Source organism: Ramlibacter montanisoli (assembly GCF_013087525.1).
GTDB classification, from domain to species: domain Bacteria; phylum Pseudomonadota; class Gammaproteobacteria; order Burkholderiales; family Burkholderiaceae_C; genus Ramlibacter; species Ramlibacter montanisoli.
In genome coordinates this window covers 3,650,415-3,668,105 of the sequence record NZ_JABFCS010000001.1, presented here as the reverse complement: position 1 = coordinate 3,668,105, position 17,691 = coordinate 3,650,415, and the positions used below count along the sequence as shown (strand labels likewise).

The following is a 17,691-nucleotide window of genomic DNA, read 5'->3' as shown; positions in this document are numbered from 1 at the left end:
CGAACGCATCCGCGCCGCTGCTGCGCAAGGAAGGCCGCTGCGCATCCGCGGCGGCGGCAGCAAGGACTTCTACGGCGAGTCGCTGCAGGGCGAGCTGCTGGAGACGGCGGGCCTGCGCGGCATCGTCAACTACGAGCCGAGCGAGCTGGTGGTGACGGTGCGCGCGGGCACGCCGCTGGCGGAACTGGAGCAGTTGCTGGCGCAAAGCGGCCAGTGCCTGCCCTTCGAGCCGCCGCACTTCGGCCCCGGTGCCAGCGTCGGCGGCATGGTGGCCACCGGCCTGTCGGGCCCCGCGCGCGCCAGCGTCGGCGCGGTGCGCGACTACGTGCTGGGCGTGAACCTGGTCAACGGCCGCGGCGAGGAGCTGGTGTTCGGCGGCCAGGTGATGAAGAACGTGGCGGGCTACGACGTGTCGCGCCTGGTGACAGGCACCCTGGGCACGCTGGGATTGATCACGGAAGTGAGCCTCAAGGTCCTGCCGGTTCCCCCGGTGAGGCGACGCTGCGCTTCGAGGCCTCGCAGCAGGAAGCGCTCCAGCGCCTGAATGCCTGGGGCGGCCAGCCGCTGCCGCTCAATGCGAGCTGCTGGGTGGAAGAAGACGGGACGGGCGGCCTGTACCTGCGCCGCGCGGCGCGGTCGCGGCCGTGGAGGCTGCCTGCCGTTCGCTGGGCGGCGAGCGCCTGGAGGCCGCCAGTGCCGCGCGCCAGTGGAACGCCTTGCGCGAGCAGGCCACGCCCTGGTTCCAGGGCAGCGCGGGCCGCGACCTCTGGCGCCTGTCGGTGCCGCAGACGGCGCCGGTGCTGGACCTGCCGGAAGCGCCGCTGGTGGAATGGCACGGCGCGCAGCGCTGGGTGCGCGTGGCGGCGGCGAACGGCGAGCGCGTGCGGCAGGCCGCGCTGCAGGCGGGCGGCCACGCCACCCTGTTCCGCACGCAGCGCAGCGACGCGAGCGGCCGCATGACGCCGCTGGCCCCGGCCATCGCCACCATCCACGAAGGACTGAAGAAGCAGTTCGACCCGGCCGGCATCTTCAACCGCGGCCGCCTCTACGCGCACTTCTGATGCAGACCCACCTCTCCCCCGAATTCCAGGGCACGGCCGAAGGCGCGGAGGCGGAAGCCATCCTGCGCAAGTGCGTGCACTGCGGCTTCTGCACCGCCACCTGCCCGACCTACCAGCTCCTCGGCGACGAGCTCGATGGCCCGCGCGGCCGCATCTACCTGATGAAGCAGGTGCTGGAAGGCGTGGAGCCCACGCGCAAGACGCAGCTGCACCTGGACCGGTGCCTCACCTGCCGCAACTGCGAGAGCACCTGCCCGAGCGGGGTGGACTACGGCCGGCTGGTGGACATCGGCCGCGGCATCGTCGAACGCAAGGTGCCGCGCGGCGCGCCGGCCAAGGCGCTGCGCTGGGCGCTCAAGGAAGGCCTGACCTCGCCGCTGTTCGCCCCCGCCATGAAGGTGGGTCAGGCCGTGCGCGGCCTGCTGCCGCAGCGGCTGCGCGAGAAGGTGCCACCGAAACAGGAGGCCGGCACGTGGCCGACGCGCACGCACGCGCGCAGGGTGCTGATGCTGGCCGGCTGCGTGCAGCCGGCGATGATGCCCAACATCAACACGGCGAGCGCGCGCGTGCTCGATGCCGCGGGCATCCAGGTGATCGTTGCGCCGGAAGCGGGCTGCTGCGGCGCGGTGAAGTTCCACCTGAACGACCAGGAGGGCGGCCGCGCGCAGATGCGGCGCAATATCGACGCCTGGTGGCCGCAGGTCGAACGCGGCGAGGTCGAGGCGATCGTGATGAACGCCTCGGGCTGCGGCGTGACGGTGCGCGAGTACGGCCACCACCTGCAGCACGATGCGGCCTATGCCGAAAAAGCCAGCCGAATCGCGGCCTTGACGCGCGACCTGAGCGAGCTGCTGCCGGACCTGGTGCCGCTGCTGAAGGACAAGGTGCGGCCCGATCCCGGCCTGTTCGCCTACCACCCGCCCTGCACGCTGCAGCACGGGCAGAAGCTGCGCGGCGGCGTCGAGCAATGGATGGCGGCGCTGGGCTTCCAGCTGCGCGTTTCGATCAACGAAGCGCACCTGTGCTGCGGTTCGGCGGGGACCTATTCGGTGCTGCACCCGGAGATCGCGCACACGCTGCGCGATCGCAAGCTGGGGCACCTGGCCGCGCTGCAGCCGCAGGGGATCCTGTCGGCGAACATCGGCTGCATCCAGCATCTGCAGAGTGGCACGGGACTGCCGGTGCGGCATTGGGTGGAGGTGCTGGACGCGGCCTTGGTGGCGAGCGCGTGAGGTGTCGCGGTTCGGGCTGCGCCGCTCACCACGACCTGCGAATGCGCGCGCGATCCCTGTAGGTCGTGGTGAGCCCGCAGGCGAACCGCGACGCCGACGGCCTCACCCGCCAGCGCCGCCTCGACATCCTTCGCCAGCTTCTCCGGCGCATCCTGCGGCGCATAGCGCTTCAATACGCGGCCGTCCTTGCCGACCAGGAACTTGGTGAAGTTCCACTTGATCGCCTTCGATCCCAGCATGCCGGGGGCTTCGGCCGTCAACCAGCGGTACAGCGGATGCGCCTGCGCGCCGTTGACGTCCACCTTGGCCATCATGGGGAAGCTCACGCCGTAGTTCACCTGGCAGAAGCTGGCGATCTCCTCGTTGCTGCCCGGGTCCTGCGCGCCGAACTGGTTGCAGGGAAAGCCCAGCACCACCAGCCCGCGCTCGCCATAGCGGCGGTGCAGTTCTTCCAGCCCCGCGAACTGCGGCGTGAAGCCGCAGGCGCTGGCGGTGTTGACGATCAGCATGGGCTTGCCGCGGAACTGCGACAGGGGCACGCTCTGCCCGCCGATCTGCTGCGCTTCGAAGTCGTAGATGCTGGCCATGCGGCCTATTGTGCGCCCGCCAGCGACGCCCGGGCGGGCCAGGCGGACCAGGCAGCGGCGGCCACGATCAGTGCACCACCGAGCAGCGTGCGCGCCGTCAGTTCGGCCGCCCCGAGCGCGACCGACGACAGGCTCGCGAACACCACTTCCGACAGCATCACCAGCGCCGTGGTGTGCGCCGGCAGGCGCGAGGCGCCGTACTGCAGTGCCAGGTTGGCAGCCAGGAAGCCTGCCGCCAGCAGCAGCGCGAGCAGCCAGCCGCTGCCTTCCAGCAAGGGCATGGCCGCCACCGAGCCCTGCGCCATGCCGGCCATCGCGACGCCGCCGGCCAGCAGCATGCCGCCGCCGAACATGGCCAGCACGCGCGAGCCCGCGGTGCTGGTGTCCAGCCGCCGCAGCATGACGTTGGTCAGGGCGAAGCTGAAGCCGCCCATGAGCGCGAGCCACTCGGCCAGCGTGCGCGGCCAGGGCAGGCCGACGCCGGACGTGTCGAGCACGATCGCCACGCCGGCCAGCGCCAGCACCAGGCGGGCCATGCCGGCGCGCGAAGGCTTCTCGCCCAGCAGGGGCCAGGCCAGCAGCACCGACCAGGCCGGCATCAGGTAGAACAGCAGCACCACGCGCACCACGTCGCCGATGGTCACGGCCCAGTTGAAGCCGACGTTGGTCAGGCCGGCGGCCGCGGCCAGCAGCCACAGGCCCGGCGTGCGCAGCAGCTCGGGCAGCGCGCCCGGGCGCACCAGCACGAAACCGAGGAAGGCCACCAGGTAGATCAGCGCCGTGGACCACAGCGGATGCATGCCCTCGTCCTGCAGCTGCCGGAACGGCCACCAGGACATGCCCCAGACGAAGGCATTCACGACCAGCGCCAGCACCGGCGCCAGTCGTTTCCCGGAATCAGCCATGCACGTTGTCGTGCCGGGCGATCTCCAGCAGGTGTTCGACTTCGTCCTTGTGCTCGATGCAGTTGCGCGCGTGCCAGCGCTGGATCATCCACATCATGCCGGCGACCACCACGCCGAAGGCGGTGATGGCGCCGAAGGCCGACATGCCCAGGCCGGCCGACAGGCTGTAGAAGGCGCCCAGGCCCAGGATGCAGGCCTGCTCGTTGAAGTTCTGCACGGCGATCGAGCGGCCCGCGCCCATCAGGTTGTGGCCGCGGTGCTGCAGCAGTGCGTTCATCGGCACCACCAGGTAGCCGCCCAGCGCGCCCATCAGGATCAGGAAGGGCGCCGCGACCCAGACGTTGGTGATGAAGTTCATGCAGATCACCAGCAGGCCCATGATGATGCCCAGCGGCATCACCGTGGTCGCCTTGTCCAGGCGCATGCGCATCGAGGCCATCACGGCCCCCACCGCGGTGCCGAGCGCCACCACGCCGCTGAGCGAGGAGGCCTGCGTCGTCGAATAACCGAGCGCTGCCGCGCTCCAGGCCAGGATGATGTAGCGCAGGTTGCCGCTCACGCCCCAGAACAGCGTGGTGGTGGCCAGCGAGATCTGCCCCAGCTTGTCATGCCAGAGCCGGCTGTTGCAGCTCCAGAAATCGGGCACCAGCTCCAGCGGGTTCTTGGGGATCGGCCGCATCTCCACGCCGGTCAGGGGAATGCGCGTGTTGAACCAGGCCGCCACCGCGTAGATGAAGATCAGCACGAAGATGGCCGCTTCCGGCGGCGTGTCGATGCCGGTGTCGAGCACGGGGAAGTCGATGCCCAGCATCCGCGAGGCGATCGCGTTGCCCACCAGCTGGCCGCCCAGCAGGATGCCCAGGATGATCGATGCGATGGTCAGGCCCTCGATCCAGCCGTTGGCCTTGACCAGCTGCGAGGGCGGCAGCAGTTCGGTGAGGATGCCGTACTTGGCCGGCGAGTAGGCCGCCGCGCCCAGGCCCACGATCGCGTAGGCCAGCAGGGGATGGGCGCCGAACAGCATCATCAGGCAGCCCACCACCTTGATGGCGTTGCTGTAGAACATGACCTGCCCCTTGGGCCGCGCATCCGCGAACGCCCCCACGAAGGGGGCGAGCACCACATAGAAGAGGGCGAACATCGGCACCAGCGCCGCCGCCTGCCAGGTCGGGGCGCGGGAGGACTTCAGCAATTCGACGGCGGCAATGAACAGCGCGTTGTCGGCGAGCGACGAGAAGAACTGCGCCGCCATGATGGTGTAGAAACCGCGCTTCATCCGTGCGTGAGGTGGCGGGACCCGTCGAGTGGTCCTTTGAACTTTTGCTGTCTCCAAGCGACACGGGGTTATATCACGGCAGGTAATGACAGAATGGCGGCAAAAAGCCCCCGATCATGCCCCGTCCCATCCTCGCCACGATCCACGCCGAGGCCCTGCGCCACAACCTGGCGCGCATGCGCGAAGCGGCGCCGGACGCCCGGGTCTGGGCGGTGGTCAAGGCCAACGCCTACGGCCACGGCATCGAGCGGGTGTTCGAGGCGCTGCGCGGCGCCGACGGCTTCGCCCTGCTGGACCTGCTGGAGGCCGAGCGCGTCCGCGCCCTCGGCTGGCGCGGTCCCATCCTGCTGCTGGAAGGCGTGTTCGAACCGCGCGACCTGGAACTGTGCTCGCGCCTGGGCCTGTGGCACGCCGTGCATTGCGACCAGCAGATCGACTGGCTGGCAGCGCACAAGACGCAGGTGCCGCACCGGGTCTTCCTCAAGCTGAACTCCGGGATGAACCGCCTGGGCTTCGGGCCGCAGCGCTTCCGCGCCGCCTGGGCGCGCCTGGACGCACTGCCGCAGGTCGAGGAAATCTCCCTGATGACGCACTTCAGCGATGCCGACGGGCCGCGCGGCATCGCCCACCAGCTGCAGGTGTTCGAGGAAGCCACGCGCGACCTGCCCGGCGAGCGCTCCCTGAGCAACAGCGCCGCCACCCTGCGCCATGCCGCCGACGCGCAGGTCCGTGCCGACTGGGTACGGCCGGGCATCGCGGTGTACGGCAGCGCGCCCGACTTCCCCAGCACGATGTCGCCCACTGGCGGCTGCAGCCGACCATGACGCTGTCCACGCGCGTTATTGCAGTGCAGCAATTGCAGCCGGGCGACACCGTGGGCTACGGCTCCAGTTTCACGGCCGACGCGCCGCTGCGCATCGGCGTGGTCGCCTGCGGCTATGCCGACGGCTACCCGCGCCATTGCACGACGGGCACGCCCGTGCTGGTCGAGGGCGTGCGCACCCGGCTGGTCGGGCGGGTCAGCATGGACATGATCGCGGTCGATCTCTCGCCGGTGCCGCAAGCCGGCTTCGGCAGCGAGGTGACGATGTGGGGCAAGGCGGCGAACGGCGCCGTGCTGCCGGTCGACGAAGTGGCCGCGGCCGCGGGGACGCTCAGCTACGAGCTGATGTGCGCGCTGGCGCTGCGGGTGCCGGTCGCGGTCGGCGACTGAGCTTGCGCGACGGCGGAACGCGAAGGCCTCAAAGCCCCAGGTCCACCCCGGCTCGGTGCCATAGGGCGCGACCGTTTGCGTGCGTTCGGCGTGTCCGTTGAGGTAGTAGTCCTCGATGGCGTCCATGTGCTGGAACATGGCCTCGCGCGCCAGTTGCGCGGTGCTGCGGCCGGTTTCGCGCGCGAGCGCTTCGAGCCGCTGCTCGATCTCGGGTGACAGGCGGACGGACATACGGACTCCTCCGGTAGGAAGGTCATCCTAGGCGGCGCCGCATCGCGGCAGCAAGCGGGATAGCGCGCGCGCAACGCCGGAAAGCTTGCGCCCGGTCAACGTTTGCGCAGTCCGAGCGCCATCACGGCGCCCACCACCAGCAGTGCGCCGGCCACCTGCACGGGCGCGATCGCCTGGCCCAGGATCATCCAGGCCAGCACCAGCGCGAACACCGGCTCCACGTTCATGATCGCCGAATTGCCCACCACCCCCAGCCGCGGGAGCACGGTGAACATGATGGTGAAGGCGGTGCCGTACAGGAAGGTGAGGGTGGCCAGGCCGGCCCAGCCGGCCGGCGCCGTCGGCAGGTGGAAGCCGCCCTGTGTCGTGACCATGGCGAGCGCGACCACGCCGGCAAGGGTCATGGTCGTGGCGGTGCGCACGCGCCCGTCCACGTCGCCCGTCTCGTGCTGCGTGAGCACCAGCGCCAGGCCGAAGGTGCCGGCCGCGGCGAGCGCGAAAGCGACGCCGGCGCCGATGCGCGCCCATTGGCCAGACGCGCCCAGGCCCGAGGCGGCGCCGAACACGTCCAGCGCCATCGCCAGGCCGACCAGGATCACCGGCATGGCCACCACCATCGCCTTCTCCGGCCGCTTGCGGTACACCACGAAGGACCAGAGCGCCGTCCACAGCGGATAGGTGTTGAAGGCCAGCAGGGCCAGCGCCACCGGCAGCCGCGCCACCGAGGAATACAGGCACAGGCTCTGCACGCCGATCAGCAGGCCGATCACCGGCAGCATCTGCTTGTGCCGTCGCGTGAAGCGCACGCGCACGCCTTGCGAAGCGAGGATGGCGACGATCACCAGCGCCGTCACCGTGCTGCGGATCACCACCGCGGTGGCGACGTCCACGCCGTTGTTGAAGGCGATGCGCGCGGCCACGTGGTTGGCGCCCATCATCAGCGCGATCAGCAGCAGCGTGGCGAAGGCCGCGCCGCTGATGGCGCGGGCCGGTGCCGGGACCGCCGCCACTAGTACAGGCCGTGCACGCGGGCGTGCAGGCGGCTGAGGCCCAGCAAGGCATCGGTGAAGGGCGTGGCCACGCCGGTCATCTGGCCCATCTCCCGGACGACCGTCACCAGCGCATCGATCTCCACCGGCTTGCCGGCCTCCACGTCCTGCAGCATCGAGGTCTTGAAGGCGCCCAGCTTGCGGGTGACCTGGTGCCTGTCCTCCGGCTGCTGCGCGATCGGGATGCCGACGCGCGCGCCGATCTCGCGCGCCTCCAGCATCACCGCGGAGATGAAGCCGCGCACCAGGTCGTCGTTGAGGATCAGGTCGGTGGTGGCGCCGGTCATGGCGCTGACGGGATTCACCGTCATGTTGCCCCACAGCTTGTACCAGGTGTCCTTCTGGATCTGCTCGGACAGCACGGTCTCGAACCCGGCCTTCTCCAGCAGCGCGGCCAGCGCTTTCACGCGCGCGGTCTGCTCGCCGGAAGATTCGCCGATGATCAGCTTGTTGCCGAAGTGGTGCTGCACGAAGCCCGGCTCGCGCAGGGCGCAGCTGGCGTGCACCACGCAGCCGACGATGTGCTTCGCAGGCACTGCTTCCGCAATGGAACCGTCCGGGTCCACCGCCTTGAGCCGCGTGCCCGCGTAGCTGCCGCCGAAGCCCTGGAAGAACCACCAGGGAACGCCGTTCATGGCGGTGAGCACGATCGTGTCCGGCCCCAGCAGCGGGCGGATCGCCTTCGCCACTTCCGCCATCGCCGGCGCCTTCACGGCGACCACCACCAGGTCCTGCACGCCCAGGTCCGCCGGTGCCGCGCTGGCGCACACCTTCGCCGCGAGGGTTTCAGCGCCTTGCTGCAGGCGCAGACCGTGCGCGCGCAGCGCTTCCAGCGTCGCGCCGCGCGCGACCACGCTCAGTTCGCAGCCCGCGTTCGCGAGCTTCACGCCCAGCCAGCCGCCGATGGCGCCGGCACCGTAGATGCAGGCCTTCATGACTTGTACGAAGTGCCGTGGCGCTGTTCGACCAGGCGCGTCATCGCGTCGAACACGTCCTGGCCGGCGCCGAAGCGCTGGTCGAACTGGAAGGAGTCGTGGGTGGTCTTCCTCGCCACCGCTTCGCTGATGGGGATGGCGCGGCCCAGCGCCGCCTGCGTGACCTGGATGTCGCAGGCGCGCTGCAGCGTCCACAGCCGCACGAAGGTGAGCGGCAGCGTGGGACCGGCCGCCAGCAGCCCGTGGTTGCGCAGGATCATCAGCGGCTTGTTCCCCAGGCTGGCCAGCAGGCGCGGCGCCTCCTCCGCGTGGATGGTGATGCCCTCGAAGTCATGGTAGGCCACCAGCTCGTGCAGCTGCGCGGAATAGAAGTTGTTCTGCGCCAGCCCGCCCTCGGTGCACGCGACCGCCAGGCCGTTGGTGGTGTGCGTGTGCATCACGCAGTGCGCGTCCGGCACGCTCTCGTGGATCGCCGCATGGATGGTGAAGCCGGCCGGATTCACCGGCCAGGGGTTGTGCGCGTCCAGCTTGTTGCCCTGCACGTCGATCTTCAGCAGGTTGCCGGCGGTCACCTCGGAGTAGTGCAGGCCGAAGGGATTGATCAGGAACTGCTTCTCGCCGCGCGTCACGCTGTCGGGCAGGCGCACGGTGATGTGGTTGTAGATCATCTCCGCCCAGCCCAGCATGTCGAAGATGCGGTAGGCGGCGGCCAGCTGCACGCGGGCCTGCCATTCGTCCGGGTGCATGTCTGGGGCGCGGGTCTGCAGCAGGGCGCTCATCGCGGCATCCTCAGTAGTTGCCCTTGGGGCCGGCGGCGGCCGGCAGGCCACCCATGAACTTCGCGCGCAAGGTGTTGGTCGCCGTGACCATCAGGTTGCTGTCGGTGCCGACGGCGATGAAGGTCGCGCCCATCTCCACGTGCTTCTTCGCGCGGGACTCGTCCAGGGTCAGGATGCCGATCGCCTTGCCGGCCTTCCGGATGCGCGCGAACAGGTCGACGTGCATCTTTTCCATCTCGGGGTGGAAGGGGTCGCCCACGTGGCCGAAGGTGGCGGACAGGTCGGAGGGGCCGATGAACACGCCGTCCACGCCATCGACGGCGGCGATCGCATCGATGTTGCGAACGCCCTCCTGCGTTTTCCACCTGCACCAGCAGGCAGACCTCGCGGTTCGCTTCCTTGGCGTAGCCCGCGTTGCGGCCCCAGCCCGACGCGCGGGTGGCGGCCATGCCGCGGATGCCGTCGGGCGGGTAGCGCATGCAGCGCACCAGCTCGCGCGCCTGTTCGGCCGTCTCGACCATCGGCACCAGCAGCGTCTGCACGCCCACGTCGAGGTATTGCTTGATCAGCGCCTGGCCGACGTAGCCGTGGCCCATGGGCACGCGCGCGATCGCATGCACGCCCGGGTAGGCGGCGATCACCTGCGCCTGCTGCAGCACGTTCATCGGGTCGTTGGGCGTGTGCTCCGCATCCAGCAGGATCCAGTCGAAGCCGGCCGCCGCGCAGATCTCGGTGTTCAGCGGCCCCATCAGGCTGACCCACAGGCCGTACTGCGTGCGCTTTTCGGCGATGGCCTTCTTGAAGGCGTTGACCGGTGTCTTCATGCTCTGTCCCCTTGGCTGAATTCGAAGGTGAAGCGGCCCAGCGCGCCATAGTCGGCGTCGAACACGTCGCCGCGTTGCGCGAGCGCCGGCCGCGTGAAGGAGCCGGCCAGCACGACCTCGCCGGCCTCCAGGCACTCGCCCCAGGGCGCCAGCTTCTGCGCCAGCCAGGCGATGCCCACGGCCGGGTGGCCCTGCACGCCGGCGGCCAGCCCTGTTTCCTCGACCACGCCATTCTGGCGCAGGATGGCGCCGACCCAGGGCAGGTCCACCTCGCGCGGCTGCACCTTGCGGCCGCCCAGGATGATGCCGGCGTTGGCGGCGTTGTCGCTGATGGTGTCGTAGACCTTGCGCGGGGCCTTGGTGAGGCGGTCGAACTGCTCGATACGCGCGTCGATGATCTCGATGGCCGGCTGGACGTGGTCGGTGGCTGCCAGCACGTCCTCGACGCCCACCTGCGCGCCTTCGAGGCGGCGCTTGAGGATGAAGGCGAGCTCCACCTCCACCCGCGGGGCGATGAAGCGCTCGAAGGGGATCAGGCCCGGCTCGAAGAACATGTCGTCCAGCAGCGTGCCGTAGTCGGGCTCGTCGATCTGGCTGGACTGCTGCATGGCGCGCGAGGTCAGGCCGATCTTGTGGCCGCGCACCGTGCGGCCGGCGGCGATCTTCATCGCCACCCAGGCCCGCGAGATCGCGTAGCCGTCGGCGATGGTCATGCCGGGATGGCGCTTGGAGAAATGCTCGACCTGCACGCGCGACTTCTCGCTCGCGTCGAGTTCGGCGGCGAGCCGCTGGATGGTTGGTGCGTCCATCATTTGTTGAACAGCGGATGCAGCGTGCTGTGCTTGCCGTCGTAGACCTGGCCGGCGCTTTCGTCGATCTGCAGCGTGATGCCGATCAGCTCCTGCGCGAAGATCGGCGCGAAGTGTTCCTTGACCTTGGCGAACAGCCGGTCGCCCGCATCCTTCTTCACCGCCTCGCTGCGCCCCGCCGCCATGCGCACGTTCAGGTACACGAAGGCGTAATCCCCCTTGCCGTCGGCCACCGCGCAATGCGCGGCCGGATACGCCAGCACCCGCGTGCCGCCGGTGGGAAACACCTGCTTGCCGCCCTCGTCGAGGATGGTGAGCATCTCGTCGGCCAGCGTGCGGCACAGCGCCGACACGTCGGTCTTCCGCTCGATGTTGGGGGTGTAGAGGATCACGCAGTGCGGCATGAGGGTGGATTCACGAATTGGGGTCAGATTCCAATTACAGGCGCTGGCCGATGTTGGTGTAGCCCTCGGCCGACGAGGCCTGTGCCCTCGGGATCGCATCGCCCTTCACCGGGGTGACCGGGAACACCGCGTTGATCTGCCCCGTGCCCGAGGCGCCGAAGTAGGGCGTGACCACTTCGGCCTTGCCCGCGTACTCCGACCAGCCGAGCGCGCCCAGCAGCATCGCGGTGTCGTGCATGAAGCCTTCGCCATGGCCCTTGGCCGCGTACTCCGGCAGCATGCCGCAGAACTGCTGCCACTCGCCGGCCTGCCACATGCGCACCACCTCGCGGTCCAGCGTTTCCAGGAAGGGGCTCCAGATCTTGAAGGCGAACTCCGGCGCCAGGCCGTTCTGCGCGAAGCGGTGCGACAGCGAGCCGCTGGCCAAGAAGGCGACGGTGCCGTCGTAGTGGTCCTCCACCGCGCGGCGCATGGCCCAGCCCAGGCGCGCGCTGTCGTTCAGGTAATGCGCCTGGCACAGGGCCGACACCGAGATCACCTTGAAGTGCTGGTCGGTGTTCATGTAGCGCATCGGGACGATGGTCCCGTACTCCGGCGCCAGCGTGGTCTTGTCGTGCGCCAGCGTCTCCACGCCGAACTCGTTGCAGACCTCGGCCAGCAGCTTGCCCAGCGCCGGGTTGCCCGGGAACTCGTAGGCGAGGTTGCTGATGAAGTGCGGCAGCTCGTTGCTGGTGTACAGGCCCTGGAAGTGCGGCCCGCAGTTGACGTGGTAGTTGGCGTTGACCAGCCAGTGCGTGTCGAACACCACGATGGTGTCGACACCCGGCTTCGCGGCAGCGCCGCCCGATCTCCTTGTGGCCGTCGATCGCATCCTGCCGCGACCCCTGGCGCGCGCCGGGCAGCTCGCTCAGGTAGATCGAGGGGACGTGCGTGATCTTGGCGGCTAGCGCGAGCTTACCCATGGCGTGTGCTCCGGCTGTTTGGCCCTCCCCTTGAGGGGAGGGTCGGGGAGGGGGAGCCCATGACACCCCTTGGTGGCGGCGTTTCACGCCGCCCCCCAGTGCGGAATGTGGTGCGAGCCGAGCGACACCGCGATGTTCTTCGGCTCCAGGAACACCTCGTAACTCCAGGTGCCGCCTTCGCGGCCCGTGCCCGAGGCCTTGGTGCCGCCGAAGGGCTGGCGCAGGTCGCGCACGTTCTGGCTGTTGACGAAGCACATGCCGGCCTCGATCGCCGCCGCCACCCGGTGCGCGCGGCCGACGTTCTCGGTGAAGACATACGAGGACAGGCCGTACTGGATCTCGTTGGCGATGCGGATCGCGTCGGCTTCGTCCTCGAAGGGAATCAGGCAGGCCACCGGCCCGAAGATCTCGTCCTGCGCGATGCGCATGCCGTTGTCCACGTCGGCGAACACCGTCGGCAGCACGTAGTTGCCCTTCTTCACGCGGTCCGGCAGCGGCGGCAGGTCGAGGCCGCCGCACAGCAGCGTCGCGCCTTCCTTCTGGCCCAGCTCGATGTAGCTGCGCACCTTGGCCAGGTGGCCCTGCGAGATCATCGGCCCGATGATGGTCTTCTCGTCCAGCGGGTCGCCCACCGCGATGCGCCTGGCCCGCGCCACGAACTTGTCGACGAAGGACGAATAGATCGACTTCTGCACCAGGATGCGGCTGCCCGCCGTGCAGCGCTCGCCGTTGTTGGAGAAGATCATGAAGACGGCGGCATCGAGGGCGCGCTCCAGGTTGGCGTCCTCGAACACCACGAAGGGCGACTTGCCGCCAAGCTCCATGCTGAACTTCTTCAGCCCCGCTTCCTTGACGATGATGCGGTTGCCGGTCGCGGTGGACCCCGTGAACGAGATCGCGCGCACGTCCGGATGGCGCACCAGCGGCTCGCCGGCCTGCTTGCCGTAGCCGTGCACCACGTTCAGCACGCCCGCGGGAATGCCGGCTGCCAGCGCCAGCTCGCCCAGGCGCGCGGCGGTCAGGGGCGAGCTCGCTCATCTTCAGCACCGCGGTGTTACCGAAGGCCAGACAGGGCGCGACCTTCCATGTCGCCGTCATGAAAGGCACGTTCCACGGGGAAATCAGGGCGCAGACGCCCACCGGGTGGAACAGCGTGTAGTTCAGGTGCGTGGGCGTCGGGTAGGTGTGCCCGTCCACCCGCGTGCACATCTCGGCGAAGTAGTAGAAGTTGTCGGCCGCGCGCGGCACCAGCTGCTTGCCGGTCTGCGCGATCACCTGGCCGGTGTCGTCGGTTTCGGTGCGCGCGATCTCCGGCACGTGCTGCGCGATCAGGTCGCCGAGCTTGCGAACGAGCTTGGCGCGCTCGGGCGCGGCGAGCGCGGCCCACTTCGGGAACGCCTCCTTGGCGGCGGCGACCGCGGCATGCACCTCGGCCTCGCCGCCGGAGGCGACTTCCGCCAGCACTTCCTGCGTGGCCGGGTTCACGGTGGTGAAGTACTCGCTGCCGGCAACGCGCTTGCCGGCGATCAGGTGGTCGATGCGCATGTCAGGTACTGCTGATGGTGTTCATGAGGGCGCCGATGCCCTCGATCTCGGTGACGACCACGTCGCCCGGCTGGCAGTCCACCACGCCGTCCGGCGTGCCGGTGAGGATCAGGTCGCCCGGGTTGAGCGTCATGAAGGAGGAGAAGTACTCCACCAGGAAGGGCACGTCGAAGATCATGTCCTTGGTGCTCCCCTGCTGGGTGACCTTGCCGTTGACGGTGGTCTTGAGCGCCAGCGCCATCGGATCCGGAATGTCCTTGGTGTCGACGAGCCACGGCCCCAGCGGCGTCGCGCCGTCGCGGTTCTTCACGCGCAGGTTGGGGCGGTACCAGTTCTCCAGGTAGTCGCGGATCGCGTAGTCGTTGGCCACCGTGTAGCCGGCGATGAAGTCGTAGGCGTCGCCGCGCTCGACCTTCTTCGCCTGCCGGCCGATCACCACGGCCAGCTCGCATTCGTAGTGCATGAACTGCACGCCGGCCGGCCGCTTGGTCGTCTGCCGGTGGCCGTTGAGAGCGCGCTCGCCCTTGAGGAAGGCCAGCGGCTCTTCGGGCGCCTTGAACGCCAGCTCCTTGGCATGGTCCGCGTAGTTCAGGCCCAGCGCGAGGATGGTGCGCGGCTTGTACACCGGCACCAGCGGCGGCAGCCAGGTGACCTGGTCCTGCCACAGGCGGCGGCCGTCCTCCAGCACCACCTGGCTGTCCTGCTCGGTGGCGTTGTGCAGCATGCCGTCGACGATCACGCGTGCGTGCTTCATGCGTCCTCCGCCACCAGCGTGTTGCTCAGGGTGCCGAGCGCGGGCATGCTGATCTGGATGCGGTCGCCGACCTTCGCGCGCGGCCGCCCGGCGTCGCAACCGAGCATCAGCATGTCGCCTTCGCCCAGGGTCATGAACTCGCTGACGTCGGCCAGCAGCTTGTCGGCGGGCCGCACCAGCTGCGAGAAGCGCACGGTCTGCTTGAGCTCGCCATTGATGCGCACTTCCAGCTTGAACACCGCCGGGTCGCCCGCTTCGTTGCGCGCGCGGATGCGGTCGCCGATGGCCAGGAAGCCGTCCAGGCACTTGGACTTCACCGGCGGGCGGAAGAAGCTGTCGTGCGGGATGGACAGGTCGTTCATCAGCACGAAGCCCTCGATCTCGCGCGCCGACTTCATGACCATGGCGACCGTCGCGCCGATTTCCACCTCCGCCACGCCGGCGGGCAGGGCGATGTTGCCGCCGTTCTCCGTCCAGGTGTTCGCGGGCTTGATGTACAGCACGGGCGCCTGCGGCGCGCCCTTGTACGGCGGCTCGTTGACCTTGTCTCCCAGGGCTTCCAGCTCGCCGCGGAAATTCATCAGCGTGCCGTAGACCGTGCCTCTCTTGATCAGGCTCATGACTGTTCCAGTGCGATCAGTTCGTCCAGCAGCTCGTAGAGCTGCGCCAGTTTCTGCCGTCCCAGCGACTTCTCCAGCCACTGGTAGTGGCCTTCGACGCTGCGCGACAGGCGCTCCACCATCTTCAGACCCTTGGCGGTGGCCTCGACCACCGTCCGTCGCTGGTCCGCCGGGTCACGTTCGCGCCGTACCAGGCCATCGCGCTCCATGCGCGCGAGCACGCCGGTCAGGCTGGGCCCCAGGATGTAGGCCTCGCGCGCCACCCGCCCGGTCTCCACCGTTCCATGCTCGCCCAGCACGCGCAGCACGCGCCATTGCTGGTCCGACAGGCCATGTTCGCGCAGGCTGGGCCGCGTGCGCACCATCAGCGACTCGCGCGCCTGCAGCAGCAGGCGCGGCAGGTTGCGGTGGGCGAAGGCGGTACTCATCCTTGATGGGCTGGTGGGTCGCTGTTATTTAACATGTTAAATGATTGGCGGCGTTCGTCAAGCGGGGCGTCCCGCAGGCATCTCAGCAGGAGGGAGAAAGCGCGCCGCGGATCCGGTCGACCAGCGCCAGCGGGTCGGCGGGAATGCGGTCGCCGCGCCAGGCCACGTGCTGGTCCGGCCGGGACAGCACGAGCTTGTGCCGGTAGATCGCTGCGGCCTCGCGCGACGCGACGTCGAGCACGCGCAGCGGCACGCCGCGCTGCGCCGCGGCTTCTTCCAGCGCCGCGGTGGAGACTTCGGGGTCCAGGCGCAGCAGCGTGTAGTCCGGGCCGAGCGCGTCGTACAGCGAGCTGCCGTCGTCCAGCCAGACGTGCGGCGTGCGGCAACCGGGCACGGTGGAGGGCGCGAACCGGTCCATCGAATAGGCGGGATGGGCCTCGCCGTCGTAGGCGATCAGCGGGGAGCGGTCGTAGAAGTAACCGAAGTTCAGCCCGCCGCAGCAGTACTGCTTGACGTTGAGGTCGTACAGCGCCCGGCCGGCGGCGGCCCGCGCCGCTTCGCCCTCGGCGCCGGGCGCCTCGATCCCCGGCGGCACGCCTTCGCGTTCCTTCTGCAATGCGAGGGCATGGTTCATCGCGAACTGCGACACCTGCTCCGTGATGGGCTGGCGTTCCGCTTCGTACGCCGCCAGCGCTTCCTCCGTGGCCCAGCCCTTCAGCCGCGCGGCGAGCAGCCAGGAGAGATCCATCGCATCGGCGATGCCGGCGTTCATGCCGTAGCCCGCCATCGGGATCCACAGGTGCGCGGCATCGCCGCAGATGAACACCCGCCGGTCGCGGAAGCGCTCGGCCACCAGCCGGCGGCCCACCCAGTCTTCCTTGCTGATGATCTCGTAGCGGAAATCGGCGCCGACGCCGAGGATGGTGCGGATCGCCCAGTCGCGGTCCACCGCATCGAACTCGGTCTCGCCGGCCTTCAGGTAGTTGTGCAGCAGGAAGGTCTCGCGCCCGTCGATGGCGTAGACATTGCCGCTGCGGCGCGGGTTGAGCGAGAAGGTCGCCCACGCGGGCGGATGCTTCGCGCGTTGCAGCAGGTCGGGCGCGCGGAACCAGGTGGACTGCACGCGCCCCACGACGTCGGTCCCCGACAGCTTCGCGCCGATCTTCTTGCGCACGCCGGACTTGCCGCCGTCGCAGCCGACCAGGTAGTCGCAGCGGATTTCCAGTTCCTCACCGGTGTCCAGGTTCACGCCGCTGGCGGTCACCCCGTCGGCGTCCTGCACGAAGTCGTCGATCCGCGTGCGGTTCAGGATGCGCAGGCCGGGCGTCGCCTCCGCGTGCGCGAACAGCACCGGCTCCAGGTAGATCTGGTTGATGCGGTGCGGCGGCTCGGGCGTCGGCCACCAGGCGTCCGGGCCGCCGCGCGCCGTGTAGCGGTCACGGCGCGCCGGGATCGGGATGCGCGAGAGCTCTTCGCCCGTGAAGGTGGTGCGGTACGCGACGTCGTTGGGGTAGTCGGCCGGCAGTCCCGCGTCGCGGACCGCCTGCGCGATGCCCAGCCGCCGGAAGATCTCCATGCTGCGCGCCGAGACGTGGTTGCACTTCACGTTGGGCGGTTCGCCGCGATGGCGGATCTCGGCGACCAGCACATCGACGCCCCGCCGGGCCAGGTCCATCGCCAGCGTCATGCCGACCGGACCGGCACCCACGACCAGCACCTGTGCCTGCAACTTCCGGCCCATGCCTGCTCCCGTGCCGTGCGTTCAGGAAGCCCTGGCGTTGCTGCGCGCGACCCAGTACGTCGCGCCTTCCGGGCCATAGCGCTCGGCATGCGGCTTGCCCGCCGGCAGGTCGAAACGGTCGCCGGGACGCAGGTGCTGCGTGGCGCCTTCGACCGTCAGCCACATCTCGCCCTGCACCACCAGCGCGCGGGCGCGGAAGGGGTGGCTGTGCGTGGCTATCGTGGTGTCCGGCTCCCACGAGCGGGCGATCACCTCGTCGCAGCCGATCGCGCGTTCGGCCGCCTCGAATTCCGAAAAGGGCAGGGGATACGTCACGGCTTCATGATACGCGCGGCA

Annotated in this window: 13 protein-coding genes and 6 pseudogenes; 3 read left to right on the top strand and 16 right to left on the bottom strand. The window is 69.4% G+C overall.

Annotation, left to right across the window (positions count from 1 at the left end):
* Positions 1 to 7: 7 nt before the first annotated feature.
* Both glcE and glcF read left to right on the top strand, forming a co-directional pair.
* A pseudogene (glcE, locus tag HK415_RS18180) lies at positions 8 to 1,061 on the top strand (glycolate oxidase subunit GlcE).
* A complete protein-coding gene (gene glcF, locus HK415_RS18175; RefSeq protein WP_171561678.1) occupies positions 1,061 to 2,293 on the top strand; it encodes a glycolate oxidase subunit GlcF in 1,233 nt (410 codons plus the stop codon). Before glcE ends, glcF begins: the two are co-directional and overlap by 1 nt.
* A gap of 107 nt (positions 2,294 to 2,400) precedes the next feature.
* Here the strand turns inward: glcF and HK415_RS18170 are convergent.
* From HK415_RS18170 to lplT, 3 genes and pseudogenes are all read right to left on the bottom strand, one after another.
* Positions 2,401 to 2,880: pseudogene (locus HK415_RS18170) on the bottom strand (glutathione peroxidase); the annotation flags it as partial.
* A gap of 5 nt (positions 2,881 to 2,885) precedes the next feature.
* Entirely contained in the window at positions 2,886 to 3,785 is a 900-nt protein-coding gene (locus tag HK415_RS18165; RefSeq protein ID WP_171561676.1) for a DMT family transporter, read from the bottom strand.
* Entirely contained in the window at positions 3,778 to 5,061 is a 1,284-nt protein-coding gene (gene lplT, locus HK415_RS18160; protein ID WP_171561674.1) for a lysophospholipid transporter LplT, read from the bottom strand. The genes HK415_RS18165 and lplT overlap by 8 nt, the downstream gene beginning before the upstream one ends.
* Positions 5,062 to 5,177: 116 nt before the next feature.
* Here lplT and alr point away from each other — a divergent pair.
* A pseudogene (gene alr, locus HK415_RS18155) lies at positions 5,178 to 6,274 on the top strand (alanine racemase).
* A gap of 326 nt (positions 6,275 to 6,600) precedes the next feature.
* Here the strand turns inward: alr and HK415_RS18150 are convergent.
* The 13 genes and pseudogenes from HK415_RS18150 to HK415_RS18090 all read right to left on the bottom strand — a co-directional run bounded on the left by HK415_RS18150 (position 6,601) and on the right by HK415_RS18090 (position 17,670).
* Positions 6,601 to 7,515, bottom strand: coding sequence for a DMT family transporter (locus tag HK415_RS18150; protein WP_309246746.1), 915 nt, complete (start codon positions 7,513 to 7,515; stop codon positions 6,601 to 6,603).
* Complete coding sequence (locus HK415_RS18145) at positions 7,515 to 8,489, bottom strand: 2-dehydropantoate 2-reductase (RefSeq protein WP_171561671.1); 975 nt, start codon at positions 8,487 to 8,489, stop codon at positions 7,515 to 7,517. Before HK415_RS18145 ends, HK415_RS18150 begins: the two co-directional genes overlap by 1 nt.
* The gene (locus tag HK415_RS18140; RefSeq protein ID WP_171561668.1) at positions 8,486 to 9,268 is read right to left on the bottom strand and encodes a class II aldolase/adducin family protein; all 783 of its coding nucleotides are present in this window, start codon (positions 9,266 to 9,268) and stop codon (positions 8,486 to 8,488) included. The genes HK415_RS18145 and HK415_RS18140 overlap by 4 nt, the downstream gene beginning before the upstream one ends.
* Positions 9,269 to 9,278: 10 nt before the next feature.
* Positions 9,279 to 10,092 (bottom strand): annotated as a pseudogene (locus tag HK415_RS27230) (HpcH/HpaI aldolase family protein).
* Entirely contained in the window at positions 10,089 to 10,904 is an 816-nt protein-coding gene (gene hpaH, locus HK415_RS18130; protein ID WP_171561666.1) for a 2-oxo-hept-4-ene-1,7-dioate hydratase, read from the bottom strand. The pseudogene HK415_RS27230 and the gene hpaH overlap by 4 nt, the downstream one beginning before the upstream one ends.
* Positions 10,901 to 11,305 carry a 5-carboxymethyl-2-hydroxymuconate Delta-isomerase gene (locus tag HK415_RS18125; protein ID WP_171561665.1) on the bottom strand — a complete coding sequence of 135 codons (405 nt, stop codon included), beginning with the start codon at positions 11,303 to 11,305 and terminating at the stop codon, positions 10,901 to 10,903. The genes hpaH and HK415_RS18125 overlap by 4 nt, the downstream gene beginning before the upstream one ends.
* A 34-nt stretch (positions 11,306 to 11,339) precedes the next feature.
* A pseudogene (hpaD, locus tag HK415_RS18120) lies at positions 11,340 to 12,267 on the bottom strand (3,4-dihydroxyphenylacetate 2,3-dioxygenase).
* An 83-nt stretch (positions 12,268 to 12,350) separates the two neighbouring features.
* Positions 12,351 to 13,812, bottom strand: a pseudogene (gene hpaE / locus HK415_RS18115) (5-carboxymethyl-2-hydroxymuconate semialdehyde dehydrogenase).
* A gap of 1 nt (position 13,813) precedes the next feature.
* Positions 13,814 to 14,566, bottom strand: coding sequence for a fumarylacetoacetate hydrolase family protein (locus HK415_RS18110; RefSeq protein ID WP_171561664.1), 753 nt, complete (start codon positions 14,564 to 14,566; stop codon positions 13,814 to 13,816).
* Positions 14,563 to 15,186: a fumarylacetoacetate hydrolase family protein gene (locus HK415_RS18105; RefSeq protein ID WP_171561663.1), complete on the bottom strand. Its 624-nt coding sequence runs from the start codon at positions 15,184 to 15,186 to the stop codon at positions 14,563 to 14,565. Before HK415_RS18105 ends, HK415_RS18110 begins: the two co-directional genes overlap by 4 nt.
* Complete coding sequence (gene hpaR / locus HK415_RS18100; RefSeq protein WP_171561662.1) at positions 15,183 to 15,614, bottom strand: homoprotocatechuate degradation operon regulator HpaR; 432 nt, start codon at positions 15,612 to 15,614, stop codon at positions 15,183 to 15,185. Before hpaR ends, HK415_RS18105 begins: the two co-directional genes overlap by 4 nt.
* A gap of 82 nt (positions 15,615 to 15,696) precedes the next feature.
* The gene (locus HK415_RS18095; RefSeq protein ID WP_171561661.1) at positions 15,697 to 17,355 is read right to left on the bottom strand and encodes an FAD-dependent oxidoreductase; all 1,659 of its coding nucleotides are present in this window, start codon (positions 17,353 to 17,355) and stop codon (positions 15,697 to 15,699) included.
* A gap of 21 nt (positions 17,356 to 17,376) precedes the next feature.
* Positions 17,377 to 17,670, bottom strand: coding sequence for a cupin domain-containing protein (locus tag HK415_RS18090; protein ID WP_309246744.1), 294 nt, complete (start codon positions 17,668 to 17,670; stop codon positions 17,377 to 17,379).
* Between the last annotated feature and the right edge of the window lie 21 nt (positions 17,671 to 17,691).

What these genes read in the sequence shown, in the direction of transcription:
- hpaH (WP_171561666.1), bottom strand. Translation starts at nt 10,904, where the DNA reads ATGATGGACGCACCAACCATCCAGCGGCTCGCCGCCGAACTCGACGCG.
- HK415_RS18105 (WP_171561663.1), bottom strand. Translation starts at nt 15,186, where the DNA reads ATGAGCCTGATCAAGAGAGGCACGGTCTACGGCACGCTGATGAATTTC.
- HK415_RS18145 (WP_171561671.1), bottom strand. Translation starts at nt 8,489, where the DNA reads ATGAAGGCCTGCATCTACGGTGCCGGCGCCATCGGCGGCTGGCTGGGC.
- HK415_RS18165 (WP_171561676.1), bottom strand. Translation starts at nt 3,785, where the DNA reads ATGGCTGATTCCGGGAAACGACTGGCGCCGGTGCTGGCGCTGGTCGTG.
- HK415_RS18110 (WP_171561664.1), bottom strand. Translation starts at nt 14,566, where the DNA reads ATGAAGCACGCACGCGTGATCGTCGACGGCATGCTGCACAACGCCACC.
- lplT (WP_171561674.1), bottom strand. Translation starts at nt 5,061, where the DNA reads ATGAAGCGCGGTTTCTACACCATCATGGCGGCGCAGTTCTTCTCGTCG.
- HK415_RS18095 (WP_171561661.1), bottom strand. Translation starts at nt 17,355, where the DNA reads ATGGGCCGGAAGTTGCAGGCACAGGTGCTGGTCGTGGGTGCCGGTCCG.
- HK415_RS18125 (WP_171561665.1), bottom strand. Translation starts at nt 11,305, where the DNA reads ATGCCGCACTGCGTGATCCTCTACACCCCCAACATCGAGCGGAAGACC.
- hpaR (WP_171561662.1), bottom strand. Translation starts at nt 15,614, where the DNA reads ATGAGTACCGCCTTCGCCCACCGCAACCTGCCGCGCCTGCTGCTGCAG.
- glcF (WP_171561678.1), top strand. Translation starts at nt 1,061, where the DNA reads ATGCAGACCCACCTCTCCCCCGAATTCCAGGGCACGGCCGAAGGCGCG.
- HK415_RS18140 (WP_171561668.1), bottom strand. Translation starts at nt 9,268, where the DNA reads ATGAGCGCCCTGCTGCAGACCCGCGCCCCAGACATGCACCCGGACGAA.